The 16,558-nt window shown below is 63.0% G+C and carries 13 protein-coding genes; 5 read left to right on the top strand and 8 right to left on the bottom strand.

All coding sequences use genetic code 11. The features are described from left to right. Nucleotides 1-24: 24 nt before the first annotated feature. The 4 genes from HOP59_RS15300 to HOP59_RS15285 all read left to right on the top strand — a co-directional run bounded on the left by HOP59_RS15300 (nucleotide 25) and on the right by HOP59_RS15285 (nucleotide 2,712). Nucleotides 25-285 carry a hypothetical protein gene (locus HOP59_RS15300; protein ID WP_234254536.1) on the top strand — a complete coding sequence of 87 codons (261 nt, stop codon included), beginning with the start codon at nucleotides 25-27 and terminating at the stop codon, nucleotides 283-285. An 88-nt stretch (nucleotides 286-373) separates the two neighbouring features. Further along, nucleotides 374-1,264 (top strand): LAPAL motif-containing putative phage structural protein, encoded by an 891-nt coding sequence (locus HOP59_RS15295; RefSeq protein ID WP_234254535.1) that lies wholly within the window; start codon nucleotides 374-376, stop codon nucleotides 1,262-1,264. 117 nt (nucleotides 1,265-1,381) lie between these two features. Continuing rightward, nucleotides 1,382-1,942: a GNAT family N-acetyltransferase gene (locus tag HOP59_RS15290; RefSeq protein WP_234254534.1), complete on the top strand. Its 561-nt coding sequence runs from the start codon at nucleotides 1,382-1,384 to the stop codon at nucleotides 1,940-1,942. A 95-nt stretch (nucleotides 1,943-2,037) separates the two neighbouring features. Further along, complete coding sequence (locus tag HOP59_RS15285) at nucleotides 2,038-2,712, top strand: hypothetical protein (protein WP_234254533.1); 675 nt, start codon at nucleotides 2,038-2,040, stop codon at nucleotides 2,710-2,712. Nucleotides 2,713-2,795: 83 nt separating this feature from the next. Here HOP59_RS15285 and guaD read toward each other — a convergent pair whose 3' ends face one another. The 4 genes from guaD to xdhA form a co-directional block, all read right to left on the bottom strand. Further along, nucleotides 2,796-4,118 carry a guanine deaminase gene (gene guaD / locus HOP59_RS15280; protein WP_234254532.1) on the bottom strand — a complete coding sequence of 441 codons (1,323 nt, stop codon included), beginning with the start codon at nucleotides 4,116-4,118 and terminating at the stop codon, nucleotides 2,796-2,798. A gap of 70 nt (nucleotides 4,119-4,188) precedes the next feature. Then, on the bottom strand, nucleotides 4,189-5,052 hold the full coding sequence (gene xdhC, locus HOP59_RS15275; protein WP_234254531.1) for a xanthine dehydrogenase accessory protein XdhC: 864 nt from the start codon (nucleotides 5,050-5,052) through the stop codon (nucleotides 4,189-4,191). Continuing rightward, a complete protein-coding gene (xdhB, locus tag HOP59_RS15270; protein ID WP_234254530.1) occupies nucleotides 5,052-7,589 on the bottom strand; it encodes a xanthine dehydrogenase molybdopterin binding subunit in 2,538 nt (845 codons plus the stop codon). Before xdhB ends, xdhC begins: the two co-directional genes overlap by 1 nt. Then, nucleotides 7,573-9,045 (bottom strand): xanthine dehydrogenase small subunit, encoded by a 1,473-nt coding sequence (gene xdhA / locus HOP59_RS15265; RefSeq protein ID WP_234245826.1) that lies wholly within the window; start codon nucleotides 9,043-9,045, stop codon nucleotides 7,573-7,575. The genes xdhB and xdhA overlap by 17 nt, the downstream gene beginning before the upstream one ends. 263 nt (nucleotides 9,046-9,308) lie before the next feature. Here xdhA and HOP59_RS15260 point away from each other — a divergent pair, with 263 nt between their 5' ends. Continuing rightward, a complete protein-coding gene (locus tag HOP59_RS15260; protein ID WP_086511682.1) occupies nucleotides 9,309-9,986 on the top strand; it encodes a TetR/AcrR family transcriptional regulator in 678 nt (225 codons plus the stop codon). Between the two features lie 289 nt (nucleotides 9,987-10,275). Here the strand turns inward: HOP59_RS15260 and HOP59_RS15255 are convergent, their stop codons facing one another. The 4 genes from HOP59_RS15255 to HOP59_RS15240 all read right to left on the bottom strand — a co-directional run. Continuing rightward, nucleotides 10,276-11,244 (bottom strand): tetratricopeptide repeat protein, encoded by a 969-nt coding sequence (locus HOP59_RS15255; RefSeq protein ID WP_234254529.1) that lies wholly within the window; start codon nucleotides 11,242-11,244, stop codon nucleotides 10,276-10,278. A 43-nt stretch (nucleotides 11,245-11,287) separates the two neighbouring features. Continuing rightward, the gene (locus tag HOP59_RS15250) at nucleotides 11,288-14,542 is read right to left on the bottom strand and encodes a hypothetical protein (protein ID WP_234254528.1); all 3,255 of its coding nucleotides are present in this window, start codon (nucleotides 14,540-14,542) and stop codon (nucleotides 11,288-11,290) included. Then, a complete protein-coding gene (locus HOP59_RS15245; protein WP_234254527.1) occupies nucleotides 14,539-15,369 on the bottom strand; it encodes a DUF4123 domain-containing protein in 831 nt (276 codons plus the stop codon). The genes HOP59_RS15250 and HOP59_RS15245 overlap by 4 nt, the downstream gene beginning before the upstream one ends. Continuing rightward, a partial coding sequence (locus tag HOP59_RS15240) for a type VI secretion system Vgr family protein (RefSeq protein WP_234254525.1) occupies nucleotides 15,354-16,558 on the bottom strand: 1,205 nt, incomplete at its 5' end. The genes HOP59_RS15245 and HOP59_RS15240, both read right to left, overlap by 16 nt.

The raw sequence follows: 16,558 nt of genomic DNA, 5'->3' as shown, positions 1-16,558 counted from the left end.
GTTTAGTCCGCAGGGAAACTTCATATGGCCTACCAAATTGGAAGTAACGATTCGCCCCGCGAGTCGTTCGGTGAATATAAATACCGAATTTATCGCGATGAAGTATTAGCTGCACGCCACGGGCATGATTGCTGCAGCGACGAGCACGGCGTCGACTTCATCACCGGGAAAAGCGAAACTTGGCCTGTGGGCCGCATGGTCGATCTCCTTGTGGGGTGGGGCGGCTCCAAGCCACTGATTCTTTCCAGGCGTGCCGTTGCGTATATGCGGAAGCGACTAGCGTGAGTGGCGGCCGACTACGGTCATTTCATTCAAGCCGAAACCGCTACGCGGCTTGGCTTAATTCAGGCGCTAGCGCTATAAGGAAGTGTAAATGAAAGTAGTGGAAATTTCAAAAATCGACGATTCTGTTGTCTTGTATTTCGATACAAAGCAATCTCGGATAAATGCGTACTCGCTGGCTTCAATACTAGTTTCGATTGCGGATGCAGCGAAGGCCGCAAATGCCACTCTTAATCCTGGCCATGAGATAGAAATTGTTGTTGAGGCTCTATCCGAGGGCAGCTTCAAGGCAAGAATTTCTGCTTCGTACAAGTCCGTAAAGAACATATTTTCAAGCCAGATTGTTGCTGGAGTTATTATTGGGGTAATATCTAGCTATATATATGAAAGAACGCTCTCCGTGGACGATGAAATTAAGGTTGAAATTCACACTGATGAAGTCATTATTGAGAAAGGTGAAGAGCGTCTTGTTGTTCCCAGGCAGGTCTATGATTCAGCTCGGCAGGTAGAGCGAGATCCAAAATTTGTTCAAGCTATAGATCGTACATTTGAAGCTATTCAGCGAGATCCCGAAATTCAAGGCTTCGGCATAATTGAAGACGAGAGAATGGAACGACCACAATTCATCTTGCCCCGCGAGGCAATTATGCTCGCCACGAATGAGGTGGTTGAGCTTGATGGTAAGCGGGAGATTTTCGAAATTGTGGAACTTCAGATTCTTCGTGCAATTTTGGAGCGTGGGCGAAAGAAGTGGCAGTTCATGTGGAGGGGCGTAAAAATATCGGCGCCAATCACTTCTAAGTCATTCTATGACGACTTCTTTAGCCACAGCATCACTATTGCACCAGGGGACTCCCTTGAGGTGAAATTGGTCATAAAACAAGAGCGTGATTATGACAATGGCGTATACGTCAACAAGAGCTACGAGATCGTTGAAGTGTATAAACACAATCCTCGGTTGAGGCAGGCCAGCCTTGGGTAGCCAACACGGGCGCTAAGAAGGCCCAGCACGACAACAGCTTGTTCGTTGCGGCCTCGCCTCCGCTACAAAGTTGCGCGTATTGGCGGCGTAATAGGGCTCGATTTTAAGAATTTTTCTATGACAAAGATTTTAAAAATAAAGGCTGTAGGGATCGAATATAGAAACATCTTAGGCACCATGAAGCCTCAATCCTACGAGGAACCAACCTTGGACATCCGTGTTGATGACCTGCGAAGTCAAGAAGTTATCGAGCTAATACGAGAGCACCTTGAGTCGATGGCGCCGACGGCTCCTCCCGAGAGCCGTCACGCCCTCGACCTTGATGGGCTACGTGGCCCGGACGTTACCCTTTGGGCGATGTGGGACGGGGCGGAGCTCGCCGGTATTGGAGCACTTAAGCGCCTTTCACAGACTCACGCCGAGATAAAGTCCATGAAGACCGCAAAGCCCTACTTGCGTCGGGGTGTTGCGTCACGCCTTCTTTCGCACATGATGCGTGAGGCAAAATCAAGCGGTTATAGCCGACTGAGTCTAGAAACAGGGTCGATGGAGTACTTCAAGCCTGCAAGGGCGCTATACGCTTCATTTGGCTTTACCCCATGTGCGCCATTCGGCGATTACCTGGAAGATCCAAACAGTGTGTTCATGACCCTGACCATAGATGAGGCCAGCGCTTAGCAAGCGGCTGAAAACCGGCGCAAAGGTTTACAGGTGTTCCCTGGCACCTACACTGCCGTGCAGATGAAGCATTCAATTCAGCATCAGGAGGCTTCATGGCACCACGCAGGCTATCGTTCGTTCTCTCAATCGCAACCGCTGCTCTCATGCTCAGCGGCTGTCCGTCGCCGGGGGATGGCGAGCCGCCACCTACGACCGAAACAGCCGATACCTCTGAATCCGAAGCGGCGCTTGCGCCGCTTGAGGTAGGCGACGAGGAGATCCGTGCGGCGGATGGGTCCGTGCTGCTCAGTATGGAAGATGTGCCGGGCACCATTCGCGCGGATCGACAAGCTGAGTTTGGTGCTGCGCAGCGCTTCCAGGAAGCCTCGGTTTCGCCGGACGGTACCTGGCTAGCCGTGGTCACTTCGGGGGCGGCACACAGCGCCGGCTGGCTTGTTCGAGGGGAAGCGCGGCAGCCAAGGCCGGCTGCATTCCAGTACGGCGGCAATATCACCATCGGGCCGTGGAGTGATGATTCGCAACGGCTGGTCTTCGTGCAGGAAGGCCCTGCGGGCGGTCGCACGCTGACGGTGGTCGATGCAGAGCGGCTGGGTGAAACGGTGGAGGAGAGTGCCATACCGGTGCGCAGCCCCGAGCATGACGAGCTGGCACCTGAGGAGCGCATCTACGAGGCGCTGGCGTGGAGCAACGGAGAGCTGCTCTTCCGGGTGGGCGAAGAGCGTTGGATTTTCGATCCGGATAGCGAGGAGGTACGGTCCTCGCAGTAGGTTTCACAACTGGGTTTCACACTGAATTTCAAATCGTGGCGAGTGGTCCTCATGAATTCTGAGAACCACTCGCCATTTTCGTTTCAGGCTTGGTCGCGCTGGTGCTGGCAGCGTCCGCTGGCCCAAGTCTCTAGAATGCTGCGGTCGTCGCCCAGCATCATCAGGGCGAACAGCCGCTCGCCGAGGGTTTTGCAGCGTGCGTGACGTCGCCCAAGCAGCGGCGAGCCGTCGGGGTCGATCACGACGAAGTCTGCCTCCATGCCGGGGGCGAGGCGGCCGATCTTGTCGTCCAGCGAGAGCGCCTTGGCGTTGCCCAGGGTGAGGCCGTAGAGGCCCTGCCAGGCGGTGAGCGGCTGGCCGCGCAGTTGGCCTACCTGGTAGCCGGCCTTGAGCGTGGCGAGGCCGGAGAGGTCGGTGCCGCCGCCGATGTCGCTGGCGTAGGTGATGTTGAGGCCGACTTCGCGTGCCGCCAGGCGGTCGAACAGGCCGCTGCCGAGGAACATGTTGGAGCTGGGGCAGAAGGCGATGTTGGCGCCGCGCTCGGCCAGCCTGCAACGCATCTCCTGGTCGAGGTGGATGCCATGGGCGAAGGTGCTGCGCGGGCCGACCAGGCCTGACTGCTCGTAGACTTCGAGGTAGTCGCGGCTCTCGGGGAACAGCTCGGCCACCCAGTCGAGTTCTCCGGGGTTCTCGGAGAGGTGGGTCTGCAGCCACAGGCTCGGGTCGTTGCGCAGCAGGCCGCCGGTGGCGTCGAGCTGCTGGCGGGTAGAGGTCGGCGCGAAGCGCGGGGTCAGGCTGTAGCCCAGGCGCCCTCTGCCGTGCCACTCGCCGATGAGCCGTTCGGTGTCGCGAATGCCGCCGTAGGTGTCGTCGCACAGCGCCTCGGGGGCGTTGCGATCCATCAGCACCTTGCCGGCCAGCATGCGCAGGTCGCGCTCGCGGCAGGCCGAGAAGAAGGCTTCCACCGAGGTGGGGTGGCTGGAGCAGAACACCTGGGCGGTGGTGGTGCCGACCCGCAGCATCTCGTCGAGGAAGGCGTTGGAGATCACCTCGGCCCGCTCGCGCTGGGCGAAGCCGCACTCTTCGGGGAAGGTGTACTCGTTCAGCCAGTCCAGCAGCTGACGCCCGTAGGAGGCCATGATCTCCAGCTGCACGTAGTGCACGTGGCTGTCGATGAAGCCGGGCATCACCAGTTTGCCGCGATGATCCACCGTCTCGATGCCTTGGGGCAGGCGTGGCGCCAGCGCTGCGTAGTCGTCGATGGCCTTGATGCGGCCGTTCTCCAGCCACAGCGCGCCGTCGGCGTAGTGACGCACGCTGCCTTCGGCGGGGCTGTCGCCTTCGCCGGGATCGGCATCGAAGCTCAGCAGTTCGGCGCGTATTACGCGGGATTCGTTGCTCGTCATATCTGGGGCTCGTTGGTTGCTGCCCCCGGCGTCCGCTGCCGAGGGTCAGTGATTCGTCCGGTTCGTAGGGTTAGAACAGGGCACGCAGCTCTGCCGGCGCCAGGCCGCGTTGATCGGCGCGTTCGGCATTGCCCACCATCGGCAGCAGCTCGGCCAGGGCAGCGATGGCGATGGCGTAGGGCGTCTTGTCGCCGCCTCGGATCGGTTCGCCATCCGGGCCTCTGGCCAGGCCGATGGGGCAGCGCACTCGGGCCAGGGCCGCGTCGTCGTGGCCGGCATCGGTGAGCCGCGAACGGAAGCTGGCCCACTTGCTCTTGGAGCCGATCAGGCCGATGGAGGCGATGTCGTCCCGCTGGAGCAGGGCGTCGACCAGGGCGCGATCCTCGGCGTGGTCGTGGGTCAGCACCAGCGCGTGGCTGCCCGCCGGCAGTGCCGCCACGGCGGCCTGCGGGTCCGGGGCGTGGCGGCAGGCCAGGCGCGGTTGTTCCGTGGTCCAGGCCGGGAATACGCCCTCACGGCTGTCGTGCCACAGCACACGCCAGGGCAGCGGGGCGGCCAGGCGTACCAGTTCGTTGCCGACGTGGCCGGCACCGAAGATGGCAAGCGTAGCCGCGCTGCCGGGGAACACCTCCAGCAGCACGTTGACGAAGCCGCCACAGCACTGGCCACTGCGACCGCCCAGGGCGAAGGCCTCGAGGCTCATGCCGGCGTCGCCCTGTGCCAGCTTCTCGCGGGCGGCGTCGATCACCTGGAACTCGAAGGTGCCGCCACCCAGGGTGTCGAACACTTCGCTCTCGCTGATCACCATGCGCGCGCCGGGCTCGCGGGGCGTGGAGCCGGCGCTGGTCACCACCGTGGCCAGCGCGTGGGGCAGCCCCTCGCGCTGCAGCCGGTGCAGCGCTTCGTGCCAGGGAGTGGGCCGTGGCGCGTTCATTACGGCGCGCCTCGTTCCAGCCGTGCGCTGTCGTAGCGGCTACGCAGCTCCTCGGCGGCCAGCAGCACCCGCTCCGGCGTGGCCGGGGTGTCGAGACGCGGCGCTTCGGCGTAGTCGGCCAGGCTGGCCAGGGCGTCGCGCAGCGCCGACCACACCGCCATGCCGAGCATGAAGGGTGGTTCGCCCACCGCCTTGGAGCGGTAGATGCTGGCCATGGAGTTGGGGTGGCCCTCCATCAGCTTGACGTTGAACACCGGCGGCAGATCGCCGTAGGTCGGGATCTTGTAGGTGGCGGGGCCGTCGGAGATCAGCCGGCCGGCCTCGTTCCACTTCAGCTCCTCGCTGGTCAGCCAGCCCATGCCCTGAATGAAGCCGCCCTCCACCTGGCCGATGTCGATGGCCGGGTTCAGCGAGTCGCCCACGTCGTGCAGGATGTCGACCCGCTCGACCTGGTACTCGCCGCTCAGGGTGTCCACGCTCACTTCCGCCACGGCGGCACCGAAGGCGTAGTAGTAGAAGGGGCGGCCCTGGCTGGTGTTGCGGTCGTAGTGGATCAGCGGCGTGGCGTAGAAGCCCTTCTCGGAGAGCGAGATGCGGTTGAGATAGGCGGCCTGGACCAGCTCGCCCCAGGGAATGCGGCGCTCGCTCTCGCCGTGGCCCGCCACCAGGTGGCCGGCTTCCATGCGCATCTCTTCGCGGTCGAGACCCTGATCCTTGTAGAGATGCTCGTGGGCGAAGTCGAACAGGCGCTGCTTGAGCTTCACGCAGGCGTCGCGGGCGGCCTGGCCGTTGAGGTCGGCGCCGCTGGAGGCCGCGGTGGGCGAGGTGTTGGGCACCTTGTCGGTACGGGTGGCGGTGATGCGCACCTCGTCGACGTCGAGCCCCAGCTCGCGGGCCACCACCTGGCAGATCTTGGTGTGCAGGCCCTGGCCCATCTCGGTGCCGCCGTGATTGATCATCACGCTGCCGTCGGTATAGACGTGCAGCAGGGCGCCGGCCTGGTTGAGGTGCTTGGCGGTGAAGGAGATGCCGAACTTGACCGGCGTGAGCGCCAGGCCGCGCTTGATGATCGGGCTCTCGGCGTTGAACTCGGTGATGGCACGCCGCCGTGCCCAGTACTCGCTGCTGGTTTCCAACTGCTCGACCAGCTCGCGCAGCAGCTTGATCTGATCCACCTGCTGGCCGTAGTGGGTGGTCTGCCGGCCGGGGCGGTAGAAGTTGCGCTTGCGCACCGTGAGCGGGTCTTCGCCGATACGCCGGGCGATGTCGTCCATCGCCGCTTCGATCACCATCATGCCCTGGGGGCCGCCGAAGCCGCGGAAGGCGGTGTTGGAGGCGGTGTGGGTGCGGGCGCGGTGGCCGGTCACCCGGGCTTCGCCCAGGGAGTAGGCGTTGTCGCTGTGGAACATGGCGCGGTCGACGATGGCGTCCGAGAGATCGGGGGAGTAGCCGCAGTCGCCGATCACGGTGATCTCGCCGCCCTGGATCACGCCCTGCTCATCCACGCCGAGGCGGTAGCGGTTGTGGAACGGGTGGCGCTTGCCGGTAACGCGCATGTCGTCGGCGCGGGGCAGGCGCACGCGGGTGGTACGGCCGGTGCGCCGGGCAATCAGCGCGGCGATGCAGGCCCAGGGCGAGGCCTGGGTCTCCTTGCCGCCGAAGCCGCCGCCCATGCGGCGTACTTCCACGGTCACGGCGTGGAACGGAATGCCGAGCACCTCGGCCACCAGCTTCTGGGTCTCGCTGGGGTGCTGGTTGGAGGTGTGAACGATCACGCCTTCGTCTTCGGTGGGCTGCACCAGGCAGGCCTGACCTTCCAGATAGAAGTGCTCCTGACCGCCGACGAACTGCTCCGCCTCGACCACGTGGGCGGCGCTGGCCAGGGCCTGTTCCCAATCGCCGCTCTGCTGCACGTGGGTGGGGCGCACGAACTCGCCGCGCTCGGCGGCGGCCACCGGATCGAGGCAGGCCGGCTGCTCGTCGATCTCGGCGATGCCCTGGGCCAGCGCCGTGTTCACCGCCTCGCGGGCGGCGCGATGGCTCTCGGCGGCCACGGCGAACAGCACCTGGCCGACGTAGCTGATCTCATCCTCGACGAAGATCGGGTCGCCTGGGAACACGGGGCCGATATCGGTGTGTCCCGGCACGTCGTGGAAGCCGACCACGTCGACCACGCCCGGCATGCTGCGCACCTTGTCCAGATCGAGCCGGGTCAGGCGGCCATGGGCCACGGGCGAGAGCGCCAGCGCCACGTGCAGCGCATCGGCCGGCGCCTTGAGGTCGTCGATGTAGGAGGCGCGGCCGGTAACGTGCTTGATCGCGCTCTCGTGGGCGCGAGAGTGCGGATGTGTGCCTGGCGTGACGGTGTCACGGGCCAGCGGGCTGGAGCCCTTGATCTCGCCCCTGAGCTCCTCGCGGGCAGCGGCAGAGTCCGCGCTCACGTCGTCGACAGCGTCTATGTCCTTTGGCGCGGCTTCGGGCGCCTTGGAAATTGGCGCGGCACCGGGCGCCTTGGAAAGCTTAGTGAGCGTACGCATGGAGCATCACCTCCCGGGGGCTGTCGGTGTCGGCCTGGGCGATCGAAAGGCGCAGGCGCTCGAGCAGGTTGGCGGCGGAGAGCCGGCGGTAGTGAGCGCTGCCACGCACGTCGCTCATGGGCTGGAAGTCGTTCGACAGGGCCTCGCGAGCCGCCTGGAAGGCCGCCAGGTCCGGCGCCTTGCCTTCCAGGGCCGCTTCCGCATTGGCGGCCCGCTTGGGGATGGCCGCCATGCCGCCGAAGGCGAGTCGCACGTCGCGCATCACGCCGTTCTCCAGGCGGTAGGCGAAGGCGCCCAGCACCGCCGAGATGTCGTCCTCACGACGTTTGGACAGCTTCCACACCTTGAGAGTTTGGCCCGCCTCGGGGTGGGGCAGGAAGATCGCGCGAATGGCCTCGCCCTCGCGCAGCGCGGTGCGCTTGTAGTCGAGGAAGAAGTCGTCCAGCGGCAATTCACGCTCACCCTCGGGGCCGACCAGGCGCAGACGCGAGCCCAGCGCCAGCAGCACCGGCGGGGTGTCGCCGATGGGCGAGGCGTTGGCGACGTTGCCTCCCAGGGTGCCGCGGTTGCGCACCTGCTGGGAGCCGAGCCGGTGCAGCAGGTGGGCGAAGGCGTCGTAGTGCGCTTCCAGCAGCGGTTCGAGACGCGAGTAGGTGACGGCGGCGCCGATCCACCAGCCGCTACGGCCGTCTTCCAGCGTGGCATCGTCGATGTCGTTGAGTTCGGCGACCCGGGTCACGTCGATGACGTGCTCGAAGCGCGCCAGGCGCTGGGTCGATTCGAGCCACAGGTCGGTGGCGCCGGCGACGAGCCGCGCCTTGGGGTGCCGCTTCAGGCAATCGGTGAGTGCTGCAAGCGTGGTGGGCTGCAGGAAGGCGGCGTCGTTATCGGCCGCCTTCGCCTCATTCTTGGGCTCTGCTGGCTGGGTCTCTGCGGCGGCGTCGAGCCACAGCGGGCGATTCTCGGGATGCTGGTTCATGCTCAGGGCGGCATCGCGGATCGGGCGATAACCGGTGCAGCGGCACAGGTTGCCGCCCAGCGCGGCTTCCAGGCGCTGCGGCGTGAGGGGGGCCGGAGTATGGCGCTGCTGTTCGTGCAGGGTGAACAGCGACATCACGATGCCCGGCGTGCAGAAGCCGCACTGGCTGCCATGACACGCGACCATGGCGGCCTGGGCGGGATGCAGCTTTTCGCCCTGGGCAAGACCCTCGACGGTGACCAGGTAACGGCCGTTGAGCTGATGTGCGGGCGTGATGCAGGCGTTGGCACTGTGATAGCGCAGCTCGCCATTGGGGCCGGGTTCGCCGATGGCCACCGTGCAGGCGCCGCAGTCGCCCGAGGCGCAGCCCTCCTTGGTGCCGGTAGCGCCGAGCGTATCGCGCAGCAGCTCCAGTACGCTGGTTTCGGGGGTGGCTTCGCTTCTGCACGGCCTCCCGTTGAGCATGAAGTCGATCATCGCCTTGTCTCTTGTTGGCTATGTCTCTTTGACATTGTGGTTGTTGGTAAAAGCTGTGACACGGTCGTTGTGGCGTGACGCACGTTGCCAGTGTTGGTTCGTCTGTTTCGACGATTGTTGACCAAATGGTCAGGATGTATCCAGCATGGGCCAGAATGTCGCACTTTGCAAGCGCAAAGACGCCCATGGTCTCATTTGCAGGAACCGCCGCGGTGGGGCACTCTCTTGGCATCCCACCATCATTCACAGGGCAGGGCCTGTCGATGACCGACGTGACCGAAACCGAGACCTTGCAGCCTGTACGGCCGGGTGGCGAAAGCAATGGCGCCACACGCGAGCGCAACGAGCGCGAGATACTCGAAGCCGCCGAGCGGGTGTTCGCCCGCTTCGGCTATCGCGGCGCCAGCGTTCAGGCCATCGCCGAGGAGGCGGGGCTGCCCAAGTCCAACGTGCTCTATTACATGGGCAACAAGCGTGGGCTGTATGTACGTCTGCTCGAGCGCATGATGGCGCGCTGGAACGCCTTGCTCGATGACATCAGCGTGGAGGACGACCCGGCCGAAGTGCTGGAGGCCTTCATCCGCAGCAAGATGCAGCTCTCTCGCCAGCACCCGGAAGGGTCGCGTCTGTTCGCCGCGGAGATACTCGGCGGTGCGCCTTTCCTGCAGGGCTATCTGCGCGGCGAGCTGCGCGAGTGGGTGCGTACCCGGGCGAGAATCTTCGAACAGTGGGCCGAGCGCGGTCTGATGGATCCGGTCGACCCGGTGTGGCTGATCTTCCTGATCTGGTCGGCCACACAGCACTACGCCGACTTCGAGGCCCAGGTGCTGGGCATCATGGGCCAGGACGAGATCTCGGATGCCGACGTGGAGCGGATCACCCGCTTCCTGACCCAGGTGATCCTCAAGGGGTGTGGGGTGAGGCCGTCTGGGGGCGGGTGAAGCCATGGATACGACAAAGGATGTTAGGCGGCAACTGCTCGAGCGCTAGCCTGGTCTCCAGAAGCGCTCGAGGATCTGGAACTCATCGCCGAATACATCGAGCGAGATTCGGCCTTCTATGCACGGGGTTTATTCCAAGTAAGGCTGCATCTCGATCCACTCGGAAAAGCCGCATTCCTTCATTCTTGACGGCTTGCGCTTACCATTGAGCGCCAAGGCTGTGGGCAGCACCAGAAATGAGAATGTCGGGCTACCAACGCCGCCGCGGCTTTGCGTCCGCTTATCGACATCAGAAACCAAACTTGTCCGGAAAATAGGAGAGCGGCGGCTCGCGATTGAGCCATTCTTCCATCATGCGCTCGCCTTCTTCACGCTGTTCGGGGGTGACGCTGTCGTGATAGACCCTTAGCGCTCTCTCAGATGAGGTACTTGATATCTCTTCATTTATGGCAAGAAAAATCGCCCAGCCATTGGCAGGGTCTTTCTCTACGTGGCATAGCTCGCTCTCTTGCGGATCAATATAGCAAGTCGCCAACCACTGACGACCGTTAATGTTTCCACCCTCAGAGGCCTTAACCATCCACCGCCACGCCTCTTCAGAGCGGCCTAAACTGTTTAGAGATGCTGCAAGAAAGCTCATGGAAGGAACGTGGCCAGCTTCAGCCGCTTTGCGATACCACTCCACCGCCGCTTCCAGGCGCTCGGTCTCCGTGGCGTAGTTCTCCTCATCGTCACGTGCCAACTGGCCGAGCCAGTTCATGGATTCCAGGTTGCCGGCTTCGGCAGAGCGCAGAAGCCACTCCATGGCCTCATCGTGCTGGTCGAGGTAGGTGTAGATATCATAGAGCGCGCCCATGGCATCGGCATCTCCCGCCTCAGCCTTCGGCAGCGTGGCAGCGAGGGCCGCTTCACGCCAATCGTTGCCCTCTTCAGGGCAGACATCGCCCAGTTCGCAGGCGCTGCCATCATAGAGGCGCAACATGGCATGGGGCTCGCCCAGTTGTGCGGCTCGGTGGTACCACTCCAAAGCAGCTAGCGAAAGCCCGCGGCTTAACAGGCGATTTGATTCGCCCAGATAGTACATAGACTCAACGTCACCATGTTCAGCAGCTTGCTCCAGATAGGGCTGCATTTTTATCCACTGATGGATGCCCCACAGCCGCATGCCCTCATCCTTGGCAACTTGAGCTTCCTCATCGAGCGCCAAGGCTGTGGGTATTGCAAGAAGCGATAGCACCACAGCTGCTAGTGTTGACATAGATCGCCGGCTCATCAGTGTATTTCCTGTTCTTTTAAGGCGCTTAAACAGCACAATTGATCACCCCGAGACCACCCGCATATCGGCGATAGTCTGCCCGAGCGATTCCAGCGTCTCTTTCAATGAGTGCTCCACTACCTGACACCCTCTCCATAAACCGATCCAGATGGTGTTTATGGTTGGCATAGGCCACATCCGGATAATTATGCGGCGGCTGGCCAATCGCTGTCATACGCACCACCGCCTTGGTAAAGAGGTATTGTGCAGGAGTGGGGTCCACGTGACTGAAGCGACACTGTGCGCCGTACACGCTCATCGTCACGCCCTCCACGATCCAACCCAGGCAGTTTGAGATAGCGATCTGCTGGAAGTCCAATGCCTGCCGCGCACTGAAGCTCTGGCTTCCACCACGCCCTCGACCTGAGGCTTCTACCTCGAAAGCTCTTGGCTCGCTAACCAGCAAATGCAATAGTGCCCCCAAGGCTTCGGGGGAAAGCTGCTGAACCCAGCTGCGCAGCTCGTCTTTCCGCGGGTCATTGACTAACACATACGCAATCGGTCCCGCTTTCTGCCCACCGGTCATGGCCCGGTAGATTCGCTCGATGCCGGTTCTGCCACGTGCGGCCAGCAGCCCCACATTGAGCAGTGTCGTGGTCGCGATGTAGGCCAGCCAGTTCATGCTTTCATAGGCTTCCTGATCGATCCACTCCGGCTTTTCGAAGTTGTTATCTACCATGGCGCGATGGAGCATGACTAGCCATAGATCCAGACTGTCGGGGTCGAGTTCAATGGCAAGGCCACCGCCGGCGCCCTTGCCCAAGACGAAACGTCCCGATACCTTGAACACGAACTTGCCGTTCTTCATGCCAAGCACGAATCCGAGTTTGCCGCCGATGCCCGCTGCTACTTCAGCATCGAGTTGAGCCACGCCGATACTGCGCCATCCGCTCAGTGATTGGCTGGGGCGATGCATGCCCAGGCTGGCCATGGCAGCACGCTGGGGGAGAATGCGCAGCAGGTTTTCTGGGGGCTCCCAATGTACCTCGCAGCGCGTCTCGATGCCGAGACGCGCCCCGGCAAAAGCATCCACCGTGGCACCGGTCGCTTCTCGCTTGACCCAGTCGATGCCGGAAACACTGAGCCCATCCTTGTCGAAGGAGAACCCTACTTCGGTGGCCAATGCAACGCTGGCGCCAGCGAAGCCCTTGGCAACGGCGTCGAGTACAATGGCGTAGCGGCCAAGCTCGCGCTGTTCGCCGCGATCGGTGAGCGTCGCGACGACAGGCCGGGCCTGCTCTCTACTGGGGAGCACGAGCCGCCCCAGCGGAAGCTCACCGCGGGCGAGGCTGAAGGTGCCCTTGGCTTCCCAGCTATAGGTGAGGTCGACCGAAGGGCTCCATTCATCGTTGGCATCCAGAATCCAGAGGCCGGGCTCCTCCCGATCGAAGGCAACTTCGCTTCGGCTCTCTACCCCCAGCGATCCTCCACGACTCCCTTCCATCTCGAGGTCGAAGAAGGTCAGGCTGGGAGCGTGTTCAGTGACGTCCCAGGGGGTGTCGCGCTCTCCTTCCTGACGGGCTTCGTTGAGTTCACGTCGTGCCATGCCTACCAACCGCAGCATCTGCGCTTGGGCACTGGCATCGAACAGGCGAAGCTCCTCACGGCTGGGGCCGGTAAAGAGGATTTTTTGCAGCGCCTCGCCCCAGGCTTGCCTGCTGGCGTCATCCAGCGAGGCCACCTCATGGCCCTGCGTTTCCAGATAAGCGAAGAAGCGCTCGGGCTCGAAGAAGCCCATGGGCTCATCGTGCCAATCAAGCCGATGCGCTATTGCCTGGCAACCTCGCCCTTGCAGCCATTGCGATAACGCGCTCTCGGGGGCATCCCACAGTCGAGCCGGCAGTACCCCGTCAGCTCTCAGTGTGCGCTCTAGCCGCCAGCGCTCGTTGCCGGTCATGGTAGGGATCATCTGCAACAGGCTGATGTGGCTAAGGGACTTCTGTCCCTGCGGTGAGCTGAATTCGCGCAGCGGAAAGTCGTTCTGTACCAGAAGCTCTATCTTGCGTTTCTGGTAGCCCAGGGCGTGCCGGTCGTCTTCGATATCGGTATGCCAGACCAGCACGCGGCCTGGCTCCATCTCTTCCACGGCCTGGCGGGCTCGCTCATGCAGTTCGTTCAGGGTCTCCTGCAAGGTTTCATAGCGTTGCCGCTCCTGCTCGAAGAGGAAAACGGGCAGTTGGGTTTGCCCACCCGTACCGGACTCCCATTCACGCAGCTTGTTTTCCACCGCCTGGTGCAGTTCGAGGCTCTCCTTGAGCGTACGGCAGTAAGCATCGAAGGCTTCCACACCATTGCGCAGTTGGCGCAGCTGTGGGTTGGGAGAGGAGAGGGCCAACTCGGGCGTAGCGATGCCGAGTGATGCAAGCGTGAGGATACTGTGCAGGTAGTCGTTGTACTTGCTTTCCTGTTGCTCGCTCAATTGCTGCACGTAGCCGACGAAGCGGCACTCGTTGGCCGCCTCACGGGGCGGCATCGACTCGCATAGCTGGATGAAGCGCTGGTACTCCGCCAGCACGTCTTGCAGGGAGAAGGGGGTGGCTTCGCCTTGCCCGCCAGGATTGAAGTGATACTCCCGCTGAGCCTGAGCGCGGTGCGAGCGATAGGCTTCCAGCGCAGTGGCTATCTCGGCTTCCCAAGGGCCAAAGTAGCCCTCATCTTCCAGGCGATAGCCTTGCTCTCTGGCACGCTCGAGGCCCTGTTGGTAAAGCTGCCTCAGTTGGCGCTCCAGCCGAGAGACTTCTTGAGCGTCTCTGCGGATACGGCGATTCAAGAACTCCAGCATCCCCGGGGTGCTGAATTGATACAAGTGATCCCACATGGTGCGCTGATGAGCGATACGCGCTTCCAGTGAGGCCTCGTCGTCTTGGGTCAGCTCGACGAGCCGCTCGAAGGCTTCCCGGTAGCGCTGTCGTTCGCTCTCATCGAGAAAGTTCTCGGCTCGGGCCGGCAGCAGGCACTCCAGCCCGGCATCTTCGGTGAGCTTGCGCAGGCGCTTGGCCGGGTCTTCCTCCTGTACCCATTCGCTCAGCGTTTCGCTGGCTTCCAACAAGATTTCGGAGACCTCTTCGGTCAGCAGCCAGAAAGTACGGGTGCCCGGCAGGTAGAGGATGTCGGCCCAGCACCGCTCCTCGCAGACGTGTTGTGCCGTCGATTCGATACTGCCGCCCTCCGCCTCCGGTGGCTCGAATCGGCTGATGGCATGTGGATTTTCAGGGCTGCCGGGGCGTGCTCCTGTGCTCATACCAGGTTCTCCAAAGCTTGTACTTTTTTGCGCGTCGGCAGGTCGGCACGCAGTCCCTGTTCGATAGACGAGTCAAAATGCTCGTCTGCTTGGCGGATCAAAGGAAGTAGGCGCTTGAGATAGTGAGCTTGCTTGATGCCCGCTGCCTCGAGCCGCTCCAGTCTCTCCAACCACGCCGGCGGCAACGCCGAAAGCGGCGTATCGGTCGCGCTGCTCAGCCACCAGGCACGCGGGCTCTCCTTGAGCGCCCGTTCCAGCGCTTCGGTCAGTGCGGGGGCTTCGGCTTCGGCTTCATCACGGTCGCCGGCTGGCTGCCATCTTTGCCAGTGCGTCAGCGGCGTGGGCGTGATGACCTGCCCCAGCGGCCCGATGAGTTGGGCGTAGGCGGTGTCGCTGCTGGCGGCGAGCAGGGCTGTCCAGGCGGCGGCATCCTGCAGGTTCACCAGCGACTGGCCGCCGTGCGGGTCGTCGAGGATGAACAGGCGACGCAGATGATCGGCCAGCTCGTTCAGGGGGGTGGCCTGGGCCGGCAGGAAGAGCCAGCCGTGGCGCTGCCCGGCACATAGCGAGCCGATGGCCTGCCAGGCTTCACTGCCCGGCGTGAGTTCGACCAGCCAAGGGCTGGCTTCGAGCAGCGGTGATAGCGGCGTGCCGGCAAACAGCGTCAGGTAGTCGTGCCAGCCGGGCTGGCCCACGAGTTCGGCACAGCGTTCTGGGGCGCGGCGCTGATCCAGCACCACATAAGCAGAGCGCTGGGCTTCGAAGCTGCCCGATAGGGTCTCGATACGCTGGCTGCGCTCGTCGATTCGACTCAACCAGCCAGGCATGGGCAATCTCCCCGGCTGCAGGTGGTCTCGCTCAGCTTGCCGCACAGCGGCAGCAGCGTGGCTTCGCTGAGCTGGTAGTCCTTGAGCTTGGGCAGCACGGTGGGCGGTATCGCCTCATGTACCTCCGGCACTGCCCTGCCCGGCAGCAGCGGTATCTCGACGGCTTGGCCGCTGCCGGAGCCGGGGCTGCCTCCGGCGTTGATCTTGACCTTGGGGCCGACCAGGGTGACGCCGCCGCCGTCGAGCTTGAGGAAGCTGCCGCCGGCATTGAGGGTCATTTCGCTGCCGGCTTCGAGCACCACCTTGTGGCCGGCCTTGATGTGCAGTTCGCGGCCGCATTCGCTGAGCCAGGCCTGGCCGGCCTTGACGTGCAGGGTGCCCTGTACCGTGAGGTGCTGGTTGGCGACGGTTTGCTCATGGCGCTCGCCGCGCACGGTGTGGTGCTCATCGGCATGGATCTCGCCGATGCGGTCGTGGTGCACGGTGAGGAAGCTGTCGTTGCCGATCTCTTCGGTGCGGTCGTTGTTGGTCAGCAGCTCCAGGTCTTTCTGGGCATGCAGCCAGATCTGCTCTTCGCCGGCCTGGTCCTCGAAGCGAAGTTCGTTAAATCCTTCGCCTTTGTGACTCTGGGTGCGGATGACGGTACGCGTCTTGTGCTCGGGCAGCGCGTAGGGCGGCGTGTTGACGGCGTGGTAGGTGCGCCCGGTGATCAGCGGTTGATCCGGATCGCCCTCGAGGAACGATACCACTACCTCATGCCCAATCCGGGGTATCGCCATGCTACCGTAGCCGCCGCCGGCCCAGCCCTGGGAGACGCGCACCCAGGCGCTGGCGGTTTCATTGGGTTCGGCGTAGCGATCCCAGGGGAACTGGACCTTGACCCGGCCGTGTTCGTCGCAGTGGATCTCTTCGCCCTCGGGGCCGACGACGAAGGCGATCTGCGGGCCGTCGACGCGGGGCTTGGGGTTGGGCGTGGGACGCCAGGCGCGGTCGGCGGGGGTGAGGATCAGTTCGTTGTCGAACTTGGTCATCTGGCCCATCCCTGCCGCGTCACCTTGAGTGACACCATCCTCTTCCAGGGCCTGGGGCTGGCTGCCGGTGTGCTTGACCTTGACCACCTGCCAGTCGCGGTTGAGCTCACTGAGGTCGTGGTCGGTGAGGGTGAACTTGACCCCCGGGGCGAGCTCGG

The organism is Billgrantia aerodenitrificans (assembly GCF_021404405.1).
Classification (GTDB): Bacteria; Pseudomonadota; Gammaproteobacteria; order Pseudomonadales; family Halomonadaceae; genus Halomonas; species Halomonas aerodenitrificans.
The sequence above is the reverse complement of the archived record's forward strand: the minus strand, read 5'-3'. Positions and strand labels throughout refer to the sequence as shown.

Bases quoted from the DNA above. Each gene is read 5' to 3' on its own strand.
- HOP59_RS15300 (WP_234254536.1), top strand. From the start codon at position 25: ATGGCCTACCAAATTGGAAGTAACGATTCGCCCCGCGAGTCGTTCGGT.
- HOP59_RS15295 (WP_234254535.1), top strand. From the start codon at position 374: ATGAAAGTAGTGGAAATTTCAAAAATCGACGATTCTGTTGTCTTGTAT.
- HOP59_RS15290 (WP_234254534.1), top strand. From the start codon at position 1,382: ATGACAAAGATTTTAAAAATAAAGGCTGTAGGGATCGAATATAGAAAC.
- HOP59_RS15285 (WP_234254533.1), top strand. From the start codon at position 2,038: ATGGCACCACGCAGGCTATCGTTCGTTCTCTCAATCGCAACCGCTGCT.
- guaD (WP_234254532.1), bottom strand. From the start codon at position 4,118: ATGACGAGCAACGAATCCCGCGTAATACGCGCCGAACTGCTGAGCTTC.
- xdhC (WP_234254531.1), bottom strand. From the start codon at position 5,052: ATGAACGCGCCACGGCCCACTCCCTGGCACGAAGCGCTGCACCGGCTG.
- xdhB (WP_234254530.1), bottom strand. From the start codon at position 7,589: ATGCGTACGCTCACTAAGCTTTCCAAGGCGCCCGGTGCCGCGCCAATT.
- xdhA (WP_234245826.1), bottom strand. From the start codon at position 9,045: ATGATCGACTTCATGCTCAACGGGAGGCCGTGCAGAAGCGAAGCCACC.
- HOP59_RS15260 (WP_086511682.1), top strand. From the start codon at position 9,309: ATGACCGACGTGACCGAAACCGAGACCTTGCAGCCTGTACGGCCGGGT.
- HOP59_RS15255 (WP_234254529.1), bottom strand. From the start codon at position 11,244: ATGTCAACACTAGCAGCTGTGGTGCTATCGCTTCTTGCAATACCCACA.
- HOP59_RS15250 (WP_234254528.1), bottom strand. From the start codon at position 14,542: ATGAGCACAGGAGCACGCCCCGGCAGCCCTGAAAATCCACATGCCATC.
- HOP59_RS15245 (WP_234254527.1), bottom strand. From the start codon at position 15,369: ATGCCTGGCTGGTTGAGTCGAATCGACGAGCGCAGCCAGCGTATCGAG.